Here is a 22,865-nt window from a genome sequence, read left to right as displayed (position 1 = left end):
CAGACAAATCTAATCCAAAAGGCCTAAAACCAAACCCCTAAACCAGACCCGCCCCGTCGGCGTGACGCGGTTTATAGGACCATCATCCAATCACGTCAACGACTAATTTGAATCTTTTTTGACCTTTTCCATATCTTGTGGCGCGGCACCGCGAAACACCCAGTAAAGGCCGCCCTCTCCCCCGCCACTGACCCGACGTCAAGGCCACCGACGGCGGGTGAGAATCAGTCAGTAAGAGCGCGGCAGCTCGAGTTCATGCTCCGCAATATAGGAAAGAATGAGGTTGGTCGAAATCGGGGCGATCTGGTACAGCCGGGTTTCGCGGAATTTCCGCTCGACATCATATTCCTCGGCAAAGCCGAACCCGCCATGAGTCTGGAGACAGGCCTCACCCGCCGCCCAGGACGCTTCCGACGCCAGCATCTTCGCCATATTGGCCTCCCCGCCACAGGGTTCCCCAGCATCATAAAGCCGGCAAGCCTCCCGAACCATCAGCTTGGCCGCGCGGGTATCGGCATAGGCACGGGCAATCGGGAACTGGATTCCCTGATTCTGCCCGATCGGCCGCCCAAAGACGGAGCGATCCCGCGCATAGTCGGATGCCGTCCTGATAAACCAGTCGGCATCGCCAAGACATTCCGACGCAATCAGGATCCGTTCCGCATTCATGCCGGTGAGGATATAGCGAAAACCCTTCCCCTCCTCCCCGATCAGGGCGGAGGCCGGGATGCGCATGTTATCGAAGAATACCTCGGTCGTGGCGTGGTTGATCATGGTGCGGATCGGCCGGATGGTCATGCCGTTGCCCACCACCTCGCGCATATCAACAATAAAGACGGAGAGCCCGTCGGCGCGCTTGGCAACCTTGTCCTTCGGTGTCGTTCGGGCAAGCAGGATCATCAGGTCCGAATATTCCGCGCGACTCGTCCAGACCTTCTGGCCATTCACTACATACTCATCGCCGTCGCGGACGGCTGTGGTCGAGATACTGGTAGTATCGGTACCCGCCGTCGGCTCGGTCACACCGAAAGCCTGCAGGCGCAGTTCCCCGGTGGCAATGCCGGGAAGGTATTTTTTCCTTTGTTCCTCGGACCCGTGGCGAAGCAGCGTCCCCATGGTGTACATCTGCGCATGACAGGCCGCGCCATTGCAGCCGTTGGCATGAATTTCCTCCAGGATCGCAGAGGCAACGCTCAAGGGAAGTCCCGCTCCGCCATATTCCTCCGGGATCAGCGAGGACAGCAGCCCCGCCTCGGTCAAGGCATTGACAAATTCCGTCGGGTAGGCCCGTTCCCGGTCCTTCTCCCGCCAGTAGGAACCGGGAAATCCCGCACATAGCTGGCGCACGGTTTCACGTACCTGGCCAATGACATCTTCATCACTCATGGTGATTCTTACTCCTCAAATCCGTGCAGGGTGACGAACTTATCAAATTCCTCGCGCTCCGAGACGAGCTCATTTATGACCGCGGCCTCATCCTTGTAGCCAAGCGCCATGCCGCAGAACAGCATCTCATGATCGGCAAGCGAGAGATGCTTCTTCAATGTCACGGGCCAGCGGGCCCAGGCTTCCTGCGGACAGGTATCAAGCCCATACTCCCGCGCCAGCAGCATGATATTCTCCATGAACATACCGACATCCGCATACTGACCAATCTCCATCTGCCGGTGCAGCACGAAAAACATCCCGACCGGCGCGTCGAAAAAGCGGTAATTCCGCGCGAGTTGCCTGAGCTTGCCCGGCGTATCCGAACGCGGCACGCCGATCAGGTCATAGAGCTGCTGACCGACCACACGTCGGCGCGTCTTGTAGGGATCGACAAGCTCCGGCGGGTAAACATTATATTCGGGATCCTCGGTCTGCCCGTTCTTGACTTTTTGGTCGATATCCTCAATCAGCGCCTGTAACGGCTGGCCGACAAGAACATGAACCGTCCAGGGTTGCAGGTTGCCACCCGACGGCGCACGCTTAGCGGTCTCGATAATCTCGCGGATAGTCTTTTCCGGCACCGGCTTGTCCAGAAACTGGCGCACCGTCATCCGTGATTTAATGGCCTCTGATACCTTCACAAATTTGCTCCTGTCTTTTATGCATACCGGGATATCTTCCCGGCCGTCGCGGGGCTCTCAGTCAAACCCGACGTAGCGCACAACATTCGCCACGTCCTCGCGCTCGCTCACCAGCGTATTCTCGATCGCCGTGTTATCTTCATAACCCATGGCCATACCGGATACCAGAACCTGGTCATCGGGAATATTCAGGTGCCGGAAAATGGGCTCGGGATAATTGATCCAGGCGGCCTGGGGACAGGTATGCAGCCCCTCTCCGCGCGCAGCCAGCATGATGGTCTGCATATAGAGACCCGTGTCACTCCAACTTCCGCGGAGAAGATAGGAATCGACCGTGAAAAACAGTCCTACCGGCGCATCAAAGAACTTAAAATTGCGCTTGGCTTGCCGTATGGAGCCTTCCCGGTCGCCTTTTTCAATGCCGAGCAGGCCATAAAGACTCCAGCCGACCCCGCGCCGGCGATCGCGGTGAACGTCTTTCCATTTGGCTGGATAATAATCCAGCTCATCATAGCCCTTCGCCTGGCCCTTATCGACCATCTCCAGAACGTCGCGTGAGATGGCGTCCTTGACTGCGCCGGTACAGACATAGGTATGCCAGGGCTGTGTGTTGGTGCCGCTCGGTGCGCGCTGCGACAGCGCGAGAATGCGATCGATGGTTTCTTTCGGGACCGGCTGGTCTGTAAAGGCGCGAATAGACCGGCGGGTCAGGATTGCTTGTTCAACATCCATAATATGCTTTCCTTGATCAAAGCTGTGATTTGCATCTCACAATCCAACAAGGAACGGCAGAATTCATGATAAAACCCTGCCGTTCCTCATCGCGATATGATGCGATCAGGCAATCTTTGCGTAACCGTTGTTCAGAACGACGATATCCCGTTCCTTCACCCGGCAGCGGAAGGACGTTACATCCCCGTCATGCCACATCTCGGTAACGATCGTCTCTCCCGGATAAACCGGGGAAGAAAAGCGCAGCCGGAGCGATTTCAGCTTGGTCGGGTCATAGCCACAGGCCTGCTTGACGAGGGCATGCCCTGCCACGCCCAAAGTGCCGAGACCATGAAGAATCGGCGCCTTGAAACCGGCATTTGTCGCCACGCGCGGATCGGCATGAAGCGGGTTGAAGTCCCCACTCAGGCGATAGATAAGTGCCGCCTGGTCCAGGGTAGGAAGCTCGACCACGCTATCAGGAGCGCGATCAGGCAGTTCATGTGGCTTCGGCGCCTCCACTTTCGGGCCCCCAAATCCACCGTCACCCCGGCAGAAGGTTGTGGACGAGAGAGTCGCGAGCAGATCACCGCTCGATTTCTCCCGCACTTCCCGCGTGGAATACATGAGAGCACCCTTGCCCTCGCCCTTGTCGATGATCTCGGTGATCTTCGTTGTTCCAACCACCGTGCCTTCGGCGGGCAGAGGCCTGTGGATTTCGATCCCCTGCTCCCCATGCAGAACCTTCACCCAGTCAACGCCGAATTCAGGATCTTTCAGGAAGAAACCGGGATAGGCGAGCACCACCGCCATCGTCGGCAGGGCCAGCAGATCCTCTTCATAGGTGAAACGGAGCTGGTCCATATCGAGCGGGTCCATGGAAAGTCCGACGCCGAGCGCGTAAAGGATCGTGTCCTTTGACGTATAAGTTTGCTCGATATCCTCGAACTTCCAGTTTATGAGCTTGTCATAATCGATTGTCATGCCGTTGCCCCTTAGACCGGATCCCAGGAGAAAACGTCACCGGAGCGTTCCAGCGGCACAAGGGAGGACTTGACGGCCGGGCCGAAGCGTTCCGCCACTGATTCCGGTGTCCAGCCATCGGATGTCTGGAGGTTGCGGATCGGACGTGGCTGGCTCATCAGGCAGATTTCATTGTTACGGACGACAAAAATCTGGCCGGTGATATCGGCGGCCTGATCGGAGAGAAGATATACGGCAAGCGGCGCAATTTTCTCCGGGGTCATCTGCTGGATCTTGGCTACGCGTTCACGTTCCGCATCCGTACCTTGTGGAATGGTGCCGATCAGGCGGGACCATGCAAATGGCGAGATGCAGTTGGAGCGGACGCCAAAGCGGGACATATCAAGCGCGATAGAGCGAGACAGGCCAACGATGCCGAGTTTTGCCGCCGCGTAGTTAGCCTGACCGAAGTTACCGATAAGGCCGGATGTCGATGTCATGTGCACCATCGAACCGCTCTGCTGTTCCCGGAAATAGGGAGCCGCGGCACGGGCGACGTTGAAGCTGCCCTTCAGATGGACGGCGATCACGGCGTCGAATTCAGCCTCACTCATTTTATGGAAGATCACGTCACGCAGGATACCGGCGTTATTGACGATGCAATCGATTCCGCCAAATTCCTTGCGCGCATCCTCGATCATCTGGCCGGCGTCATCGGGGCTTGCAACGTTGCCGAAGTTGGCAATGGCTTCCCCGCCTGCGTCCGTGATGGCTTTCACCACTTCCATGGCCGGGATCTGATCGGCGCCGTCGCCCTGCTCGGTACCGCCGAGGTCATTGACCACGACCTTTGCGCCCTGGGACGCACACATGATGGCAATGCCCCGGCCAACACCGCGGCCCGCGCCTGTCACCACCACTACTTTACCTGCAAGCATATTCTGATCCGACATTTCTTTTCCTTTTGTTGTTTATTCTTAATTGTTGTCGATCCGTAGGACTTCATCCCATCGTTCTTGCGGCCGATTATAAGCATCGCCCCCATGCCGTCGACAAAAAAATTTCATCGACGGCATGACAATCTGCAAACAGGGTGTTCAGCCCTTATTTCTTGCCGTTTTTCGCGAGAGAATGCAGTGCGGAGGAGGCCACGACTTTCCGCTCATTCGCATAAGCCTCGTGGTTCTTCTCGATATCCTTTAGGCTGTAATAGTAATTCACCAGCAGTCCGGCCGATTGCGCGAGACCATTGGGAGAATTGTCGCCCATCCAGTTGAGCTGTTCCAGCCGGGCGCCATTGCCAAGATGAAACCGTGTCACCGGGTCGATGGGCTGGGTTCCCCGCTTTTCATTGATCAGGTAATGGGCGCAAAGTTTCTCCAGCGGCTCCTGAACCTCGTCTACCGTTTCGGGATTGTTCAGCCAGTCCGGATCGGCGATCGCCTTGCGAACGGCGTTAACATCCTTGAAATGCATACCCGCAACAGCGCCGTTTACCCCGGTCAGCCATTTCATGAAGCCGGGAATCGGTGACAGGGTTGCGAAATGCTTCAGGTTCGGCAGCTCCGCCGAGAGTTCCGCCACCACCTGCTTGATCAGGAAGTTGCCGAAGCTGATTCCCTTCAGCCCGTCCTGACAGTTGCTGATGGAGTAGAAAATGGCCGTGTCCGCCTTAGTTGGGTCGCCCCGTTCCGTGTCACGGGACAGCAATGGTGGAATCGCCGAGGCGAGACCTTTCACAAGCGCGACCTCAACGAATATCAGCGGCTCATCGGGGAGTGCCGGATGGAAGAAGGCAAAGCAACGCCGGTCCTTGTCGAGACGGCGACGCAAATCCTCCCACCCGTCGATTTCATGCACGGCCTCATATTCAATCAGCTTTTCCAGGACCACCGCAGGCGTGCGCCAGTCGATCCGCTCCAGTGTCAGGAAACCCCGGTTGAACCAGCTGCTCAACAGATGCTGCAGATCACTGTCCACGGCCTTCAGTTCCGGGTTGGCGCGGAGATGCCGGACCAGGAATTTCCGCATGGCGACAATCGCGGCGGTCCCGCCGGGTGCAAAGTTGATCCGCCGCATCAGTTCCTGGCGCGGCGCCTCGATCGCCTCACTCAGGGTCTGGTAATTCTCGGCATTCCCCTCCTTGTGATAGGCCGTGACGGCCGCCTCGATCTTTTTTTGATCCGGGGCCATCTCCTTGTTCAGGTATACAAGAAAATCGAGTTTTTCGTCGTCGTTGAGCGAGTTCCAGGCCTCGACCGCTTCCCGCGCAAGTGCCATGCCCGACGCCTCCCCCTTCTGGGTGAGGAGATCGCGGCAAATCTCCTTTATGCCACTCCCGCGTTTCTTGCCTCCGCGCAAATCGAGGAGTTCACGGCCAGTATCAGCGATTGAATTGAACAACTGCGAAACAAAAGTCGGCGCCATATTGATAGTCTATCCCATTATTTTTTCCGGAAGCCATGTGGCGATTTCCGGGAAGAAACACAGCAGAATTATGCCGACAATCATGCAAAGCATAAATGGCAAGGCCCCCCGCAAAATCGTCGGAAGGGAGATTCCCGGCGCAATTCCATTAATAACATACAGGTTCAGCCCCACCGGCGGTGTGATCAGCCCTATTTCCATATTTATGGTCAGGACAACCGCAAACCAATAGGGATCGAACCCTGCGTTTATTATAATAGGGAGCAATATGGGCGCAGTCATGACAATGACGGCCACAGGCGGTAAAAAAAATCCAGCCACAAGCAGGAACACATTGATCATGCCCATCAGGACCCATTTATTAACTTCGAGCGCGGCAATATATTCGGCCACGGACTGGGTGACAAACAGGCTGGAAAGCGTATAGGCAAACAGGGCCGAAGACCCGATGATCATCAGGATCATCACGCTTTCACGGGTCGAGCTGCTGAGAATTTGCCAGATTTTCTTCGGCTGCACGATCTTGTAGATCACCGCAACCAGGAACAGGCAGAAAAAGGCCCCTACCCCCGCTGCCTCCGACGGGGTGGCAACGCCGCCATAAAGGACGAACAGGATGCCGACGACGATGGCGAGGAACGGCAATACGCGCGGCAGGATCTCGAATTTCTGCCGCCACGAGAACGCGCCGATCTTGTCGCGGAAATCATACCCGCTGCGCCAGGCGAAGAAAATCGCCCAGATCATGAACAGCGTCGTCAGCATGATGCCGGGCAGAACTCCGGCCAGGAACAACCGCCCAATGGAGGTTTCCGTCGCGATGCCATAGACAATCATGGTCACCGAGGGCGGGATCAGGATACCGAGTGTTCCGCCGGCCGCGATCGACCCGGCGGCGAGACTGTCAGGATAGCCCCGCTTCTGCATCTCGGGGATGCCCATCTTGCCGATGGCCGCGCAGGTCGCCGGAGACGATCCGCTGAGGGCCGCGAAAACGGAACAGGCGCCGATATTGGAGATAATCAGCCCGCCCGGCACCCGCGTGAGCCAGCGATCCAGGGCCTCGAACAGGTCCTTGCCCGCCGGGGAGGACGCGACCGCCGCCCCCATCACGATAAACATCGGGATCGAGACGAGGGTAAATTCACCGATTCCGGCAAAGAAGGTCTCCGCAACGATGGAAAGGCTGCCGAATCCCTCAAACAGGACAAGGAACAGGAAGGATACGAAACCAAGGCCAAAAGCCACCGGAATACCTGTCGCCAGAAGCGCAACAACGGCGATTGCCGCCAGAATTCCTATGATAAGAGGATCCATTGCCTAGTCCCTCTCTATAATAGGATCAACCGCAAGAACCGGCTCGCGATAATCAAAGGCAATTGCCAGGATTTCCGCAATATACTGAACGCACAGAAGCGCCATGCCGAAGGCCATTGGAAGATAGGGTATCCAGAGCGGCAATTCCCAGATCGTATCGGTCACCCATCCGCCCGTGATCGCTTCCTCCAACAGAAGGTAAGCCTGCCACGCAAAAATAAGACAGAAGACAAGGGCAATCACAGAGGCAAAGATCGCCATCAGCTTCTTCGGGCGCGGCGGCAGATAGTGCGGCAGCAGGTCGACATTCACATGCCCCTTGGTCAGCAGCACATAGGGCGCGCCCAGAAAGGTCGCCGCCACGATAACGTAAGTGACATATTCGGTTTGCCAGACTGTTGATTCATTCAGGAAATAGCGCAGGACAACCATCTGGCAGACAACAAAAATCGCGGAGGTGACAAGGAGCGCCGCCGCCACGCCGAACACCTTTGAAATGGCGTCAACGGTTTTCAGGAAAGAAGACATTCGTTTCCCCCTTGAACGTCAAAAAAAGACTCCCGGCGCCTTTGGTAGGCGACCGGGAGTTCGTGTGGGAATTACTCGACGGCAAGTGCTTTCTTGATCAGCATGTCGCCGCCTTTGACATTTTCAGAGAAACTCTTGTAGGAAGTTTCATTCGCAATCGCGCGCCAGGCCTCAGCCTGCTCCGCCGACATGGTGACAACCTCGACACCGGCATCCTTATAGACTTCGACCAGCTTGTCATCGAGGCCCTTGGCGGCATCGAAGAAGTAATCTTCGGCGACCTTACCGGCGGCCATCAGCGCATCCTGCTGTTCCTTGGTCAGCTTATCAAAGCTTTTCTTCGACATCAGGATCGGCTCATACATGAACCAGAGGGCATTGTCGCCGGGAGCGGTCAGGCATTTCACCTGTTCATACAGACGGTAGGAAACGAAGCTGCCTGAACTCGTGTTCGCCGCATCGAGAACGCCAGTCTGCATGCCGTTATAGACTTCCGAGCTTGGCATGGAGGCAATGGACGCCCCGGCACCGACCAGCATCTGCTCAAACGCCTTACCAGCCGCGCGGGTTACCTGACCTTCAATCGAGGCCGGCTCCAGAATACAGTTTTTCTTGGACGCAAAACCGCCGGCGAGCCAGGCATCGGCCAGCACGACAACCCCGGCGTCGTTAATGATCTTCTTGATATCATCCATGAATGGCGAGGTGTTGAGGCGCTTCGCATGATCATGGTTCTTGACCAGGCCCGGCATCAAGGTCGCATCGAATTCCGGATGACGACCGGCCGCATAGGACAGCGGGAAGGCGGAAATATCAAGCTGACCCTTGGTCATTGCGCCCCACTGCTCCTTCGCCTTGTACAGGCTCTGGCCCGGATATACCTTGATGTCCAACCCGACATCCGCCTTGCCGACCTCAGTGGCGATAATCTGTACCATTTCATCCCGGACGTCGCCCTTGCCGCCCGGCCACTGATGTGATGCCTTCAATGTTTCGGCCGCTGCGGGCATTGCCGTAAGAGCGCCTGCGCCCAGGGTCATCGCAACCGCGACGGACACACTCATCATTCCTTTTGGAAACATTTTCATAATTACCCTCCCCTTGGTTCAGGGCTGTTTTCACCCCTGATTTTTAAGTCTTTTATCCAGCAAGAACCAAACATAAATCTGACCTGCTTGAAGGTAGTGTATGTGAGAATCAAATTCTTGTATACAATAATTCATTTCATGCGCGGACATAAAGTGATACATTCCCTGCAATCAATAAAATGGATGGTGTAAATGGCAACCTCGCGTGCAAATGAGATCCTTCCCGTGCTTGAACAGGACATCGTGACCGGCACTCTAAAACCCGGCACCCGGCTGGACGAGACAATCCTGGCCGAGAAATTCGGTGTATCCCGCACCCCGATACGGGAGGCATTGAACCGCCTGTCCGCCTCCGGCCTTGTCGAGATCCGCCCGCGGCGCGGCGCAATTGTCGCTGCCATATCCGTGCAGGACCTGATGAATATGTTCGAGGTGATGGCCGAACTGGAAGCCCTGTGCGCCCGGCTGGCGGCGCGCCGGATAACCCCGCCGGAAAAGGCCGAGCTACGGGCGGCCCATGACCATTGCCACGCCTTGTCCGGCACCGAGGAATTTGACGAATATTACGAACGCAATCTCCATCTTCATACTCTTCTCTACAAGGCGAGCCATAACATCTTTCTGGAAAAACAGGCATGCGAGCTCCGCCGGCGCCTGTCTCCTCACCGCCGGTTGCAGGTGCGCATTCCGGGGCGCATTCTGGCGTCCTCGAACGAGCACGGCGCCCTTGTCGAGGCAGTGATCAGCGGTGATGCCGCCCTCGCCGAGAAACTGACCCGTGATCATGTCACCATCCAGGGGGAGCGTTTCACGGACTTCCTGTCCACCCTTCCGCCACACTATCTGCGGGCCTCCGCGTAAATTCAAAGAACGAGTAATTATGAACAACAAGAATCTGTACAGCCTTTTTGAAAGCCGGTTTCCGGCAAACAGAACCGACATCGCGTTTGAAGGCCCCGAAATTCCGACCTACAGCTTTCAGGATGTTACGGACGGGGCCGCCCGCATGGCGCATCTGCTCAGCAGCTCCGGCGCAACCCCGGGAGACCGGGTCGCTGTTCAGGTTGGCAAAACCGTCGAGGCCGTGATCCTCTATCTCGCCTGCCTGCGCGCCGGGCTTGTCTATCTCCCCCTCAACACCGCCTATAAATCCGCCGAGATCGAGTATTTCATCACGGATGCCGAACCGGCTGTGGTTGTGTGTGACCCGGCTTCCTTTAGCGAGATCAGCGAGATCGCCAGCAAGGCGGGCGTCAAGTCCGTCTTCACCCTCGATAATGACGGCAAGGGGAGCCTGATGGACGCCTCCGCAGAGCATTCCACGGAATTTTCAACGGTTGAGCGGGCCGGCGATGATCTTGCTGCTATCCTCTATACCTCCGGCACTACCGGCCGATCAAAAGGCGCCATGCTGACACAGGACAACCTGGCATCCAACGCAAAGACCCTGCAAAGCTATTGGCAATTCCAGCCGGGCGATGTGCTGTTGCATGCGCTGCCGATCTTCCATGTGCATGGCCTATTCGTCGCCCTGCATTGCGCCTTCCTGAGTGGCGCGAAGGTGATCTATCTCAAGAAATTCGACCCCGCCCAAGTGCTCGCGAACCTGCCAAAATCAACCGTCTTCATGGGGGTGCCGACTTTCTATGTCCGCCTCCTGAACGAAGCGGGCTTCACCCGGGATGCCTGCCGCAACATGCGTCTCTTCACGGCGGGTTCCGCCCCGCTGCTGGCGGAAACCTTCAACGCCTTCAGGGACCGCACCGGTCACGTTATCCTGGAGCGCTATGGCATGACCGAGGCAGGCATGATTACCTCCAATCCCTATGACGGTGAACGCAAGGCCGGCACGGTGGGCTTCCCGCTTGACAACGACGTGCGCATCGTGGACGACGCCGGCAACAAGGTGAAGGACGGCGATATCGGCATTCTCGAGATCAAGGGACCGAATGTCTTCAAGGGGTACTGGCGGATGCCGGAAAAGACAGCCGCCGAGTTTCGCGCGGATGGATACTTCATCACCGGAGATATGACCCAAAAGGGCGAGGATGGCTATTACCGCATTGTCGGCAGGTCGAAGGACCTGATTATCTCGGGCGGTTATAATGTCTACCCGAAGGAGATCGAGAGCTTTATCGACGAGATGCCGGGTATCGAGGAAAGCGCCGTGGTCGGTCGCCCGCATCCGGATTTCGGCGAGGCGGTCGTCGCCTTTGTCGTGCCGGACGGCAGCATCAGGACGCTGTCCGATCAGGATGTCATCGCCTATGTCAAGGAGAAGCTCGCCAATTTCAAGGTCCCGAAAGAGGTCTATATTGTCGAGGACCTGCCGAGAAACACCATGGGCAAGGTACAGAAAAACCAGCTCCGCGATCGCGCAGCCGCCATTTAGTCTTTCAAAAACAGAAGATTACGCTTCCTGGCGCTTCAGGTAGGCGTTGACTTTCGCCCGGTTTCCGCAGGTCGACATGGAACACCATCTGCGGCGGCCGTTGCGCGACTGATTGACAAAATAAAGGTCGCAGTCATCGCCGGCGCAGGCACGGGTTTTCTCCGGATGGTCCGACGCGAGATAGTCGGCGATGTCCCGGATAATCGGGAACATCAGCTTCTCCGGCCCGTTCTCATCGATGACCGTTTTAAGCGCCATCCCCTCATCCGATGGTTCGAGCCGGTGGTAGCTCTTGAAGCTCGCGAGGCGCCGGTTGATATCCTCGAAAAAGTCCATGCTGACGGGCCAGCCCTGCTCGACTTCCGTCAATACATTCCTAAAACTGTTTCTCAGGTCGACAAGCCCGTCGACGACTTTCTGGCAGCGTCCGGGATTCTGAAAATGGAACATATGCAGGTCGGACGCTTCGTCCTCATGCAACAAATGGTGGGATTTCAAGAAGACCAGCAAATCCTCAAAACTGCCGATCCCTTCTTTCTCGCGGCCGATCCGCTTGTAACTATTGGCAAAATCAATGGCAAGTCGTCCGCCGAGGGTATAAAAACCTTCTTTATTCACAACCCCTGATTTTATAAGCGCGTCAATCCGTGCCACAAAAAATCCCCGTTATTTCTCATCGTCTTGTAACAAAAAGATAATATACCAATATTCCATAGTATACTAGTTTGTTTATCGTCAATAGTTAACTGGCTCAAAGCTTGCGTTAAACTATAAAATTAGAAACATAATTCAAGGCATTAATTTAATTAATTTTTTCACATATAAGCTTAGTCAATTGTTGATCCGGAAAAACAGGTTTTACCCATAGATTTTTCCGATATGACACCTTGATTGAAGGATGAAACATTATTGGAAGAATTCGGCAAAATTATGATGCCGAGAAAATTCGGGCTTCACGAGGGTGAAAGCAAGGGTTGCAGGCACCCGCAATTGCCGAGGACCTTGTCAAGCTGGTCCCGTTCCGTCGATTCGACCAGCCGGTCCCTCAGAACCTGAATGGATTTTGCCGCATATTTAACCGTTTGCTGGCTGAACTCCTGCTCCATCAACTCAAGGGAGAATTCCTCCTCCCCGCTTTTGACCGCTTTTTCATTGGCCAGGCTCCAGGGCAGGTAGATATCGCCGATCTGCTTTTTGATCAATGGCTCCAGGGTCGGCGCAAGCGTGGACCACTCCTCCCATCCCTGCTCCGCTTTCGGATACAACATCCGGTCGATCCAGTCGGTAATTTCGGGGTACCCCTGCCGGATGATCTTTGCCGTCGTCGGTTGCTGCAGACAGCCGTAAACTTGCGCAAACAGACCAAAATCCGCAAGAGCCGGTCGGCCCCCGAAAAGATACGGCCGCGATTGCAGGTGCTTGCCCAGCAGGGCGAGTAGAGAGTCCAAAGACGCCTCTATCACCTCCTTGGTCTTCTCGCTTGATCCTACAAAACGAAGCCGCGGAACCATCCGGGTCCGGATCGTCTCCGCGAGCTGGTCGAGCGCTTCCCGGTCGCCCTTCGGATTGACCGCCCGCGCGAGGCCATGGCTCACGGCCTCCTGATCTTCCGGCCGCCACCAACGGTAATGAAACATCGGCTTGTTGACCCATTCATCGCCATAATCCTCGATCAGGCAAGAGAGGTAGGCGAGCATTTCAGAGGGCGGTTGCAGCGCCGGGTCGTTAAATTTCTCCTCGAACGTCTCGATAATCGGGGTGGAATCCTGCCACACCGTCTCGTCCGGGCCGAGGACAAGGGGAATCAGCGGCAGCTTGGCATATTTCTGAAATTCCGCCTGTGTCTCAAGGGTGCGTGGCCGCCATTCATGGGGGATGTTCTTATAACGGAAATAGGACCGGACCTTGACGGAGAAAGGGGAATATTCCGACCCGAAGAGGACATACTGTTTATCCGACATGTTTTTTTCCTTTTTTATCGTCTTCCCGCCCCTCAAAATGTCGCGCGGCGGCGCATATCTCTGTTATAACCATTGAAACGATTATAAGGGAAGTATGTCGACATGAATATACCGGGTTTTTTCTCCGCCACCTATGCAGAGGCACGCACGAAATTCCTTGAAAGCTGCATGGACCGGGGCCTGAAAGTTGAAAATCATCTGAATGACCGGGCGAAGGGTGCCGACGGGGAAGATCTCTATATGGATGTGGCCCGGATCGGACCGGACAACGCCTCAAAGGTGCTGATCATCTCCTCCGCCACCCACGGCGGGGAAGGCTTTTGCGGCTCCGGCGTGCAGGTGGGGATGCTGGAAACGGGTCTGCTGACGGACCTGCCGGACGACACGGCGGTTGTTCTCATCCATGCAATCAACCCCTATGGCTTTTCCCACATCCGTCGCGTCAATGAGGACAATATCGACCTTAACCGCAACTTCCTGAATTTCGCGGACGGTCTGCCGGAAAATCCCGAGTATGCGGAGGTTCATCCAAATCTCGTCCCCGATGACTGGGACGGCCCGGCCCGCGCTGCCGCGGACGCCGCCATCCAGGACTATATCGCCGAAAAAGGGATCGGCACCTATCAGGCGGCTGTCACCGGCGGGCAGCATATTCACGCGGACGGCCTCTTTTTCGGCGGGTTCGAACCGTCCTGGACCAACAAGACACTGCGCGCCGTGGTGAAGAAACATGCGGGGAACGCCAAGCATCTGGCGCTTCTTGATTTTCATACCGGCCTTGGCCCCTACGGCCATGGGGAGCTGATCTATGTCGGCAACCCCGCCGGACTGCCGCGCGCGATGAACTGGTATGGTGATGACGTCACCTCACCGGAGGCCGGCACCTCCAGCTCTGCCGTCGTGCGGGGCACCATCGACACCGGGGTCTGCGAAAGCGCCCCGAATGCAAGCCATACCTGCGTTGCCATTGAATATGGGACCATTCCGGTGCTGGAAGTGCTGAATGCCCTTCGGGCGGATAACTGGCTGTATCTGAAGGGCGATCTTGAATCCGAACTGGGCAAGTCAATCAAGAAGCAGGTCCGTGACGCGTTTTACTGCGACGCCGACGACTGGAAGAAGATGATCTGGGAACGGGGCACCTCTGTCGTGAAAATGGCGCTGAAGGGACTTGAGAAAGAAGCCTGATGCCGGAGGTCGTCATCACGCCCGATGAGGTTCGGTCGGACGAAATCATCGCGCTCCTCGATGCCCATTTGATGCTGATGCGCTCTCTCTCCCCGCCCGAAAGCGTGCATACTCTCGATCTCGAGGGCCTGCGCGGACCGGATATCACCTTCTGGCGGGCAGACATCGCGGAGCAGCTGGTTGGCTGCGGCGCACTGAAGGAGCTGGACGGCACGGCGGGCGAGATTAAATCCATGCATACGTCCGCCGCCCATCGGGGAAAAGGGATCGCGGCTGCCCTTCTCCGTCATGTGATGGCAACTGCCCGTGAGAGGGGATACCGGAACCTGTTTCTGGAAACAGGTTCCCAGCCCGGCTTTGAAGCGGCCCGCATGCTGTATCGCCGTCATGGATTCACGGAATGCGCCCCGTTCGCGGACTATGTGGAAGACCCGCACAGTTTCTTTATGTCGATTCGCCTCTGAAACCCGCCGGAGACTACTAGCTAGGCCCCCTCGACCTCCAAGCCCTCATGGGAGAGCTTGTCGAGACGAGGCATCAGGTCGAGCAGCTCCCGTGTGTAGGCTGCCGTCGGTTTCTCAAACAGGTCCTCGGTCGCGGACACCTCAACCAGCTTGCCCTGCTTCATCACCCCGACCCGGTCGCACATCTGGCGGATGACGGGCAGGTCATGGCTGATAAACAGCATGGTGAGGCCGAGTTCCTCCTGCAAATCCTTCAGGAGATTGAGGATTTGCGCCTGAATGGACACATCGAGGGCGGACGTCGGTTCATCGCAGATCAGGAAGCGTGGCCGGGTCGCGAGGGCCCGGGCAATCGAAATACGCTGACGCTGGCCACCCGAGAACTCATGGGGGAACCGCACAGCGGCCTGCGCGCCCAACCCGACATGATCGAGAAGGTCATTGACGATCTGCTCGACCTCCTGATTGGAGGAGGCCAGCTTATGAAAGCGGATCGGCTCGGCAATGATATCCATCACCCGCATCCGGCCGTTGAGGGAGGAGAACGGATCCTGGAAAATCATCTGCATCTGGCGGCGGAAGAAGTCGCGCTCGTTCTCGGTCTTGATCTTGGTAAGGTCGGTCCCGGAGAAATTCACCGATCCGGCCGCCGGTTTGTAGAGGCTGCACACCATCCGCGCGACCGTTGATTTTCCGCTTCCGCTCTCCCCCACCAGACCAAAGACCTCGCCCTCTTTGATATCGAAGGAGACATCATCCACGGCGTTGAAGGTGATCCGGTTGCGTTTCAGGAAGGCCGTCTTGGTGACGAAGGTCATCACCAGATTCTTCAGACTGAGAAGCGGTCCGTCCACGGCCTCAAATTCCCGGTGGCGTCCAAGCCAATGGGTGGACAGGTCGATATTTCTCGGCCGTTCGCCCGCCGCCTCGATGTAGTTCACCATGGGAAACCGTCTCAGGCGGATGTCCGGGCGCGGAACGGCACTGATCAGGCTCTGCGTGTAGGGATGATCGGGATCCCCGAGAATTTTCGCGGTGGTTCCCTCCTCCACGACCTTGCCATGATACATCACCGCAACGCGGTCCGTGATATCGGCGATCACACCCATATCGTGGGTAATTATGATCATGCCGACCTGCTTGTCCTTGCACAGGCGGCGCATCAGCTCAAGGATTTGCGCCTGAATCGAGACGTCAAGCGCGGTTGTCGGCTCATCGGCGATGATCACTTCAGGCTCGGCGCAGAGGGCAAGCGCAATCACTACTCGCTGGCGCATGCCGCCCGAAAACTGATGCGGATAATTCTTGATCCGGTTCTCCGGGTCCGGAATCCCGACCTGCCGAAGGAGATCGACAGCCCGCTCCTGTGACTTCTTCTCGCCAAGCTTGAGATGCAGGTCGATCGTCTCCACAAGCTGCTGCTCGATCGTCTGCAGCGGATCAAGCGAGGTCAGCGGATCCTGAAAAATCATGCCGATACGACGGCCACGGATTTTTCGCTTGGCTTCCGGGCTCAGCGTATCAATCTGTTCCGATTTCAGCAGGACATGCCCCTTGGTCATCTCGCCCGGCGGCTCCAGCAGGCCAATCACCGCATTGCCGATGGTTGACTTGCCCGCGCCGGATTCACCGACAACCCCCAGAACCTCGCCCGGCTGGACGGACAGGCTGACATCATCAACGGCGACGACCGTTCCATGACGGCTCGGAAACTCGATACGCAGGTTCTTGATATTGAGTAAGTCCATGATACCGTCCTAGCGCAATTTCGGATTAAGGGCGTCGCGCATCCAGTCGCCCAACAGGTTTACAGCAAGCACCAGCACCACAAGGGTGATGCCCGGGAAAATCGTGATCCACCAGTCGCCTGAGAAGAGATATTCATTGCCGATCCGGATCAGCGTACCGAGGGACGGCGTCGTCGGCGGCACACCCACCCCAAGGAAGGAGAGCGTCGCCTCGGTGATAATGGCGATGGCCAGATGGATCGTCGCAATCACCATCACCGGGCCCATTACATTCGGCAGAATATGACGCCGCAGGATGGTAAAGGGCCGGATGCCGATAACACGGGCGGCCTGGACATATTCCTTGTTTTTCTCCACCAGCGTCGATCCGCGCACCGTCCGGGCATATTGAACCCAGCCGGAAATACCGATGGCGAATATCAGCACATAGATGGAAATATCGGAATGCATGTCCGACGGGATGAGGCCGCGCGCCACGCCGTCGATCAGCAGGGCGATCAGGATGGCTGGAAATGAGAGCTGGATATCGGCGATCCGCATGATGATCGCATCGGTACGGCCGCCCGCATATCCGCTGATCAGGCCAAGGGCGATCCCGACAACCATCGAGAAGATGACCGAGAAGAACCCGACCATCAGCGAGATACGGGCCCCGTAGAGGATGGTCGACAAGACGCCCCGCCCCTGGTCATCGGTGCCGAGCAGGAAATTCGCATCTCCCCCGGATTGCCATGCCGGCGGCAGGTTCGCGTCCATAATGCTGATGGTGGCGAGGTCAAACGGATTATTCGGGGCGATCCACGGCGCAAATATGGCGGCCAGGATCATGCCAACCGTTACAATTGCGGAAATAATGGCAACCGGGTTCCGCGTAAAGCTGTACCAGATGTCACTTCCGAAAAACCGCTGAAGGCGGGATTTCGTGACGGGCTGTACCTGTTCCATCGTCCCCCCTTACGCCGTGCTGTCCGCCCGCAACCGCGGGTCGACCGTGTAATAAAGAATATCGACTATCATATTGATAATAACAAAGAAAAACGCGATCAAAACGAGGTAGGCCGCCATAATCGGGATATCCACATCCGAGATTGCCTGAATAAACAACAGGCCCATGCCCGGCCATTGAAAGACGCTCTCCGTAATAATGGCAAAGGCGATAAGAGAGCCGAGTTGCAACCCGGTAATGGTGATAACCGGCACCAGCGTGTTTTTCAGCGCATGCTTGAAATGTACCGACCGGTCAGGCAGGCCGCGTGCGCGCGCAAACTTGACAAAGTCGGTCCGTAACACTTCCAGCATCTCGGCCCGCACCAGCCGCATGATCAAGGTCATCTGGAACAGTGCCAGCGTGATGGAGGGCAGTATCAGGGATTTTAGCCCGGAGGCCGTCAGAAAGCCGGTGGTCCACCAACCGATCGCCACCACATCGCCGCGCCCGAAGGTCGGCAGCCATCGCAAAATCACCCCGAATAACAGGATCAGCAGAATACCGATGAGGAAGGTTGGCAGCGACACGCCGATCAGGGACAGTGTCATTATCCCTTTCGAAATCAGCCCCTTGGCCTTCAGCGCCGTATAGACGCCGCAGGGAATGCCGATAACCAGGGCCAGCACAGCGGAAACGAAGGATAATTCCAATGTTGCCGACAGGCGTTCCAATATGAGCTTGCTGACCGGCTGGCGATATTTATAGGAAATGCCGAAATTCCCCTCGACCGCGTTCAGGGCAAACCGCCCGAACTGGATGAGGAAGGGATCATTCAGGCCCAGCTGCTCCGCCAATTGTTCCCGGTCGGCCTGACTGGTATCCTGCCCCACCATGTTATTGATGGGATCGCCGATAAATCGAAACATGGAAAAAGCAATCAGCGCAACGGTCAGCATAACAATGACCGATTGCAGGAGTCGCTTAAAAATAAATGAAATCATTTTTTGTCACGGTTAATCGCTTTAAAAGAAAATGGGGCCCCTCTTTTGAATAAAGAGCGAGCCCCATCTAGCTTACTTATTCGTTGACGATGACATAACGGTAGTCAAGGCCATTATCAGCGCGCTGATTGACCGTGACGCGGTCGCTCACACCCCAGGAAAGAGGCTGCTGATGAATGGGCATATAGCCAACATCTTCCTTAACGATCTTGAAGGCTTCCGCAATCATCTCATTACGTTTTGCCTGATCAGTTTCACTGCCGATCGCCGCGGTCAGCTCATCCACCTTCGGGTTACAGTAGTTGCCGAGGTTGAACATGCCCTTTTTGGCATCTGCATTCTGGCAGACGATCAGTGAGGACAGAACGTTTTCCGCATCCATGGAACCCGGTGTCCAGCCAAGCAGGTAGAAGCTGGTGTCATAGCCGCTCGTGGCCAGAACTTTGCCGAAATATTTCGACTTCGGCTGAGCCAGAAGATCGACCTTGATCCCGACCTTGGCCAGCATCGAGGTCACTGCCTGACAAATCTTCTCGTCATTGACATAGCGGTTATTCGGGCAGTCCAGGGTTACTTCAAAACCTTCCGGGTAACCCGCTTCCGCGAGCAATGCCTTGGATTTTTCCGGATCATATGCGTAAGGAGAGTTGAGGGATTCCACAAATCCATTTACCTGTGGAGCCGCCAGCAGACCGGTCGGCGTTGCCGCGCCGCGCATGATCTTTTCCTTGATGGCATCAAGATTGATGGCATGAACAAATGCCGCCCGGACACGCTGATCCTTGAACGGGTTCTTGCCCTTGATGTTGGAGTAAAGCAGCTCATCGCGGCCCTGGTCGAAGCCGATGAAGATTGTCCGGGCTTCCGGTCCGGTCAAGGCTTTCACGCCTTCGGCATTATCCAGACGTTCCCAGTCCTGCACCGGGACGGGATACACCATGTCAAGCTCACCGGAAATCAGGGCGGCAACACGTGTCGGGGCCTCCTTGATCGGGGTGAAGATCACTTCGGTGACATTGGTTGGCATGTCGCCGTCCCAGTAATCCTTGTTCCGGACCAGCACTGTCTTGACATCGGCTTCATGACTTTTGATCATAAAGGGACCTGTGCCGTTGGCATGCAGGTTGGCGTAGTTACCGGCATTGTCACCGGCGGCACTTGTCGAGGATGTCGTGCCATGTTCTTCCGACCATTCCTTGTCCATGATGAACAGGTACGGCAGGTCCTGAACGAGGATCGGGTTCGGCGCAGGTGTTTCTACGACGATCGTATAATCATCCACCTTGGTGATGCTCTTGATCATGCTGTTGCGGACTTTCTGGTCCGAGCCATCGCGACCGGCCCGCTCCCAGGAGAAAATCACGTCATCTGCCGTGAAGTCCTGCCCTCCATGGAATTTCACGCCCTGACGCAGCTTGAATTCCCATGTTGTCGGGGTCAGGATTTTCCAGGATTCAGCAAGGCCCGGAACGATCTGCATGTTCGGATCATAAAGCGCGAGTCCTTCATACACATTGCCGAGCGTGCCCAGCAGGAAGGATTCATTCAGTGAATGCGGATCGAGGGAACTCAAATCCCCCTGAAACGCAAATTTAAAGGTTTTTGCCTGCACCGGCGAGGCCACCGCGAGGGCGACGGCCGCAACTGCAGCAAACAGTCCTGTCCTTAGTTTCATGATAACTCCCTTTTTGCTATCTAGTCGTTTTTGCCCAACCGGGCGCTTTCGCCGTGTTTATTATTGGTTTTATTCACGGATTCTAAAGTTGAGATTAGCGAATACTCCAATCTCTGTCCAATGCAATTGCTATGCCTCACTTTGACAGTCGATCAATCAATCGCGACATGAATTTCTCAGCCGCGGTCACCTGGGAAATATCGATATACTCGTTGGGTTGATGGGCAACCCCGATCGACCCCGGGCCGCAGATGACCGTGGAAAATCCCGCCTGCTGGAATTGTCCGGCTTCCGCGGCGTAGGAAACCGCATGCGCGGTGTTCTGGCCCGTAATGGCCCGGACGAGCATTTCCGCCTCGCCGCTGTCTTCGGGCCGAAGTGCCGGAACATTGGCTTTCAGCTCGGTGACAATATCGGCCTCCGGTGCGATTTCACGCATCCGCGGCAGGACCTCTTCCGTGCAGTAGGCATTGAAACGGTCCACAAAGTTCATCGGGTCATCTTCCGGAATATGCCGGATATCCCACATGAAGCTGCATTTCCGCGCAAGAATATTGCCTGCCGTGCCGCCCTCGACGACACCACAGGTCAGGGTCGTATAGGGCGGGGAAAACGGGCAGTCGGCTTTGCTGCGCGCCTTGTTCTCGGCCATCATATTAGCGATAAAGGTCATCAGTTCCGCCCCGACCATGACAGCGCTGACCCCATCCTCGACGAGGCTGGAATGCGCTTCACGGCCCGTCACCGTGGTCGTCAGCGTGAGAATGCCCTTATGGGCCGAGACGATATCCATCATCGTCGGTTCGCCCACAATCACCGCCCGTGGCGCCGGCAGGTTGGCCGCAATCTCATCGATCATGGCGGGCGCGCCGATGCAGCCGATCTCCTCATCATAGGACAGCGCGAAATGGATCGGGACCGACAGGCCCTTCTCAAGCATTTCGGGGACTTTTGAGAGGGCGATCGCGGAAAAGCTTTTCATGTCGGAGGTCCCGCGCCCATAGAGACGCCCGTCCTTTTCGACGACGGTAAAGGGGTCCGTGTCCCACGGCTGCCCTTCCACCGGAACCACATCCGTATGGCCGGACAGGACGACACCGCCCTCTTTCACCGGACCGACAGTCGCGTAGAGGTTTGCCTTGCTCTTATCTTCATTGAAGACCCGGGTGGAGGCGATGCCGTGGCCCGCCAGATAGTCGGCGACGAAATCAATCAGGTCCAGATTTGAATGTCGCGACACCGTGTCGAATGAAATCAGTTTTTCAATCATTTCACGGGCGGAATAGTGCTCTCCCAACGGCCACCTCTCAATTGTTTGATATCAACGTAATGGGCAGCTTAAACGATGAGTTAACAGAACGAAAGATGGAAAAAGGAAAATGTTACAGAAAAAAGACTGATTTATGAAAGTCAGTCCAGCAACAAAAGCAGAATTCCGAAAACGACCAGCAAAATACCGGCGGCCTCGATGCGGTTGGTCTTTTCCTTGAAAAAGAAATAGGAGGCAATAAAGGTGAAAACCAGTTCAACCTGGCCGACGGCTTTCACATAAGCGGCGTTCTGAAGCGCCATAGCCGTGAACCAGCCGGCGGAACCCAACATGCCCGTCAATCCGACCCATGTGGCAACCCGCCAATTTTTGAAAGTCTTGGTGAGTTGGCCCGGTTCGCGAAGAGGCAGATAAAAGCTCATCACGATTGTCTGGAAGAAGAGGACGCAGACAAGCGTGTAAGAGGCCTGCATCATCGCCCCTTCCCCGCCGAGCGAGAGAGATGCCGCGCGATAGGATACCGCCGAAACACCGAACAAGGCGCCTGAGATCAACCCGATCCCCGCCGCTTTGCTGGTCCAGCCGGACAAAAATTCACGCAATGAAAAGGCGCTCGACGACATGGAAATAAGCAGAATTCCAATAAAGCTGATGCCAATGGCGATCATTGCGCCGACGCCAACGGATTCCCCAAGGATAATAATCCCAAATACAGCGGCCTGCACCGTCTCCGTTTTTGCGTAAGTCGTCCCGACAGCAAAATTTTTCAGGCTGAAAAGCGCAACCAGCAAACCCGTCGCGAAAATCTGCGACAACCCGCCGACAACAGCATAGGTGGCGAATTCCAGATTCGGCGCCGGCACTTGTAAATCCGTAAAATGCGTTATTCCAATAATGTAAAGAAACGCGAAGGGTGCGCCATAGAGGAAGCGCACATAGGTCGCCCCGCCTGTGCTGAGGCGGCCTTTCAGGGATTTTTGCAGGGCCGTGCGAACATTCTGAAAGAACGCCGCAAAGATGGTGATTAAAATCCAGGCTTCCATGTAAAGACTACTCGACGGGAAAATCGGGCGATCAACTTCGCCTGTCCGGTCCGCGCTGTCAATTGCGCGGGACCGAATGGCTGCTATGACGA

Annotated in this window: 21 protein-coding genes; 4 read left to right on the top strand and 17 right to left on the bottom strand. The window is 56.2% G+C overall.

The window, feature by feature from the left end; genetic code table 11:
- Positions 1–228: 228 nt before the first annotated feature.
- The 9 genes from J0X12_RS09385 to dctP all read right to left on the bottom strand — a co-directional run bounded on the left by J0X12_RS09385 (position 229) and on the right by dctP (position 9,097).
- Positions 229–1,386, bottom strand: a complete 1,158-nt coding sequence (locus tag J0X12_RS09385) for an acyl-CoA dehydrogenase family protein (protein WP_207044703.1) — start codon at positions 1,384–1,386, stop codon at positions 229–231.
- An 8-nt stretch (positions 1,387–1,394) separates the two neighbouring features.
- On the bottom strand, positions 1,395–2,069 hold the full coding sequence (locus tag J0X12_RS09380; protein WP_207044700.1) for a nitroreductase: 675 nt from the start codon (positions 2,067–2,069) through the stop codon (positions 1,395–1,397).
- Between the two features lie 57 nt (positions 2,070–2,126).
- Positions 2,127–2,801 (bottom strand): nitroreductase, encoded by a 675-nt coding sequence (locus J0X12_RS09375; protein WP_207044697.1) that lies wholly within the window; start codon positions 2,799–2,801, stop codon positions 2,127–2,129.
- A 105-nt stretch (positions 2,802–2,906) separates the two neighbouring features.
- Positions 2,907–3,764: a MaoC/PaaZ C-terminal domain-containing protein gene (locus tag J0X12_RS09370; RefSeq protein WP_207044694.1), complete on the bottom strand. Its 858-nt coding sequence runs from the start codon at positions 3,762–3,764 to the stop codon at positions 2,907–2,909.
- 11 nt (positions 3,765–3,775) lie between these two features.
- The gene (locus tag J0X12_RS09365; protein WP_207044691.1) at positions 3,776–4,696 is read right to left on the bottom strand and encodes an SDR family oxidoreductase; all 921 of its coding nucleotides are present in this window, start codon (positions 4,694–4,696) and stop codon (positions 3,776–3,778) included.
- Positions 4,697–4,847: 151 nt separating this feature from the next.
- The gene (locus J0X12_RS09360; protein WP_207044687.1) at positions 4,848–6,170 is read right to left on the bottom strand and encodes a malonyl-CoA decarboxylase; all 1,323 of its coding nucleotides are present in this window, start codon (positions 6,168–6,170) and stop codon (positions 4,848–4,850) included.
- A 9-nt stretch (positions 6,171–6,179) separates the two neighbouring features.
- Positions 6,180–7,487 (bottom strand): TRAP transporter large permease, encoded by a 1,308-nt coding sequence (locus J0X12_RS09355; protein ID WP_207044684.1) that lies wholly within the window; start codon positions 7,485–7,487, stop codon positions 6,180–6,182.
- 3 nt (positions 7,488–7,490) lie between these two features.
- Entirely contained in the window at positions 7,491–8,015 is a 525-nt protein-coding gene (locus J0X12_RS09350) for a TRAP transporter small permease (protein WP_207044682.1), read from the bottom strand.
- 71 nt (positions 8,016–8,086) lie between these two features.
- Positions 8,087–9,097: a TRAP transporter substrate-binding protein DctP gene (gene dctP / locus J0X12_RS09345; RefSeq protein ID WP_420497066.1), complete on the bottom strand. Its 1,011-nt coding sequence runs from the start codon at positions 9,095–9,097 to the stop codon at positions 8,087–8,089.
- A gap of 198 nt (positions 9,098–9,295) precedes the next feature.
- Between dctP and J0X12_RS09340 the strand changes: the two genes are divergently transcribed.
- Together J0X12_RS09340 and J0X12_RS09335 are read left to right on the top strand one after the other, a co-directional pair.
- Positions 9,296–9,964 (top strand): GntR family transcriptional regulator, encoded by a 669-nt coding sequence (locus J0X12_RS09340; RefSeq protein ID WP_207044676.1) that lies wholly within the window; start codon positions 9,296–9,298, stop codon positions 9,962–9,964.
- Positions 9,965–9,983: 19 nt separating this feature from the next.
- Complete coding sequence (locus tag J0X12_RS09335) at positions 9,984–11,495, top strand: malonate--CoA ligase (protein WP_207044674.1); 1,512 nt, start codon at positions 9,984–9,986, stop codon at positions 11,493–11,495.
- 18 nt (positions 11,496–11,513) lie between these two features.
- Here the strand turns inward: J0X12_RS09335 and J0X12_RS17505 are convergent, their stop codons facing one another.
- Both J0X12_RS17505 and J0X12_RS09325 read right to left on the bottom strand, forming a co-directional pair.
- Positions 11,514–12,149: a CGNR zinc finger domain-containing protein gene (locus tag J0X12_RS17505; RefSeq protein WP_288901997.1), complete on the bottom strand. Its 636-nt coding sequence runs from the start codon at positions 12,147–12,149 to the stop codon at positions 11,514–11,516.
- A 299-nt stretch (positions 12,150–12,448) separates the two neighbouring features.
- On the bottom strand, positions 12,449–13,456 hold the full coding sequence (locus J0X12_RS09325; RefSeq protein ID WP_207044670.1) for a glutathione S-transferase family protein: 1,008 nt from the start codon (positions 13,454–13,456) through the stop codon (positions 12,449–12,451).
- Positions 13,457–13,558: 102 nt separating this feature from the next.
- Between J0X12_RS09325 and J0X12_RS09320 the strand changes: the two genes are divergently transcribed.
- The gene (locus J0X12_RS09320) at positions 13,559–14,644 is read left to right on the top strand and encodes a M14 family metallopeptidase (RefSeq protein WP_207044667.1); all 1,086 of its coding nucleotides are present in this window, start codon (positions 13,559–13,561) and stop codon (positions 14,642–14,644) included.
- Positions 14,644–15,108: a GNAT family N-acetyltransferase gene (locus tag J0X12_RS09315; protein WP_207044664.1), complete on the top strand. Its 465-nt coding sequence runs from the start codon at positions 14,644–14,646 to the stop codon at positions 15,106–15,108. Before J0X12_RS09320 ends, J0X12_RS09315 begins: the two co-directional genes overlap by 1 nt.
- A gap of 20 nt (positions 15,109–15,128) precedes the next feature.
- Here the strand turns inward: J0X12_RS09315 and J0X12_RS17500 are convergent, their stop codons facing one another.
- From J0X12_RS17500 to J0X12_RS09285, 6 genes are all read right to left on the bottom strand, one after another.
- The gene (locus J0X12_RS17500) at positions 15,129–16,856 is read right to left on the bottom strand and encodes an ABC transporter ATP-binding protein (RefSeq protein WP_207044661.1); all 1,728 of its coding nucleotides are present in this window, start codon (positions 16,854–16,856) and stop codon (positions 15,129–15,131) included.
- 9 nt (positions 16,857–16,865) lie between these two features.
- Positions 16,866–17,801 carry an ABC transporter permease gene (locus J0X12_RS09305; protein ID WP_207044658.1) on the bottom strand — a complete coding sequence of 312 codons (936 nt, stop codon included), beginning with the start codon at positions 17,799–17,801 and terminating at the stop codon, positions 16,866–16,868.
- Positions 17,802–17,810: 9 nt separating this feature from the next.
- Entirely contained in the window at positions 17,811–18,785 is a 975-nt protein-coding gene (locus tag J0X12_RS09300; RefSeq protein WP_207044655.1) for an ABC transporter permease, read from the bottom strand.
- Between the two features lie 76 nt (positions 18,786–18,861).
- A complete protein-coding gene (locus tag J0X12_RS09295) occupies positions 18,862–20,460 on the bottom strand; it encodes an ABC transporter substrate-binding protein (protein WP_207044653.1) in 1,599 nt (532 codons plus the stop codon).
- A gap of 136 nt (positions 20,461–20,596) precedes the next feature.
- The gene (gene argE / locus J0X12_RS09290) at positions 20,597–21,757 is read right to left on the bottom strand and encodes an acetylornithine deacetylase (protein ID WP_207044651.1); all 1,161 of its coding nucleotides are present in this window, start codon (positions 21,755–21,757) and stop codon (positions 20,597–20,599) included.
- A 113-nt stretch (positions 21,758–21,870) separates the two neighbouring features.
- On the bottom strand, positions 21,871–22,773 hold the full coding sequence (locus J0X12_RS09285) for a DMT family transporter (protein ID WP_207044649.1): 903 nt from the start codon (positions 22,771–22,773) through the stop codon (positions 21,871–21,873).
- Between the last annotated feature and the right edge of the window lie 92 nt (positions 22,774–22,865).

This window comes from Sneathiella sedimenti (assembly GCF_017313765.1).
Taxonomy (GTDB): domain Bacteria; phylum Pseudomonadota; class Alphaproteobacteria; order Sneathiellales; family Sneathiellaceae; genus Sneathiella; species Sneathiella sedimenti.
Note: the sequence above shows the minus strand (reverse complement) of the source record. Positions and strands in the feature narration are given on the sequence as shown.

Bases quoted from the DNA above. Each gene is read 5' to 3' on its own strand.
- dctP (WP_420497066.1), bottom strand. From the start codon at position 9,097: ATGTTTCCAAAAGGAATGATGAGTGTGTCCGTCGCGGTTGCGATGACC.
- J0X12_RS09285 (WP_207044649.1), bottom strand. From the start codon at position 22,773: ATGGAAGCCTGGATTTTAATCACCATCTTTGCGGCGTTCTTTCAGAAT.
- J0X12_RS09315 (WP_207044664.1), top strand. From the start codon at position 14,644: ATGCCGGAGGTCGTCATCACGCCCGATGAGGTTCGGTCGGACGAAATC.
- J0X12_RS09370 (WP_207044694.1), bottom strand. From the start codon at position 3,764: ATGACAATCGATTATGACAAGCTCATAAACTGGAAGTTCGAGGATATC.
- J0X12_RS09360 (WP_207044687.1), bottom strand. From the start codon at position 6,170: ATGGCGCCGACTTTTGTTTCGCAGTTGTTCAATTCAATCGCTGATACT.
- J0X12_RS09335 (WP_207044674.1), top strand. From the start codon at position 9,984: ATGAACAACAAGAATCTGTACAGCCTTTTTGAAAGCCGGTTTCCGGCA.
- J0X12_RS09350 (WP_207044682.1), bottom strand. From the start codon at position 8,015: ATGTCTTCTTTCCTGAAAACCGTTGACGCCATTTCAAAGGTGTTCGGC.
- J0X12_RS09300 (WP_207044655.1), bottom strand. From the start codon at position 18,785: ATGATTTCATTTATTTTTAAGCGACTCCTGCAATCGGTCATTGTTATG.
- J0X12_RS09385 (WP_207044703.1), bottom strand. From the start codon at position 1,386: ATGAGTGATGAAGATGTCATTGGCCAGGTACGTGAAACCGTGCGCCAG.
- J0X12_RS09340 (WP_207044676.1), top strand. From the start codon at position 9,296: ATGGCAACCTCGCGTGCAAATGAGATCCTTCCCGTGCTTGAACAGGAC.
- J0X12_RS09375 (WP_207044697.1), bottom strand. From the start codon at position 2,801: ATGGATGTTGAACAAGCAATCCTGACCCGCCGGTCTATTCGCGCCTTT.
- J0X12_RS09365 (WP_207044691.1), bottom strand. From the start codon at position 4,696: ATGTCGGATCAGAATATGCTTGCAGGTAAAGTAGTGGTGGTGACAGGC.
- J0X12_RS09325 (WP_207044670.1), bottom strand. From the start codon at position 13,456: ATGTCGGATAAACAGTATGTCCTCTTCGGGTCGGAATATTCCCCTTTC.
- J0X12_RS09355 (WP_207044684.1), bottom strand. From the start codon at position 7,487: ATGGATCCTCTTATCATAGGAATTCTGGCGGCAATCGCCGTTGTTGCG.
- J0X12_RS09305 (WP_207044658.1), bottom strand. From the start codon at position 17,801: ATGGAACAGGTACAGCCCGTCACGAAATCCCGCCTTCAGCGGTTTTTC.
- J0X12_RS09295 (WP_207044653.1), bottom strand. From the start codon at position 20,460: ATGAAACTAAGGACAGGACTGTTTGCTGCAGTTGCGGCCGTCGCCCTC.
- J0X12_RS09320 (WP_207044667.1), top strand. From the start codon at position 13,559: ATGAATATACCGGGTTTTTTCTCCGCCACCTATGCAGAGGCACGCACG.
- J0X12_RS17500 (WP_207044661.1), bottom strand. From the start codon at position 16,856: ATGGACTTACTCAATATCAAGAACCTGCGTATCGAGTTTCCGAGCCGT.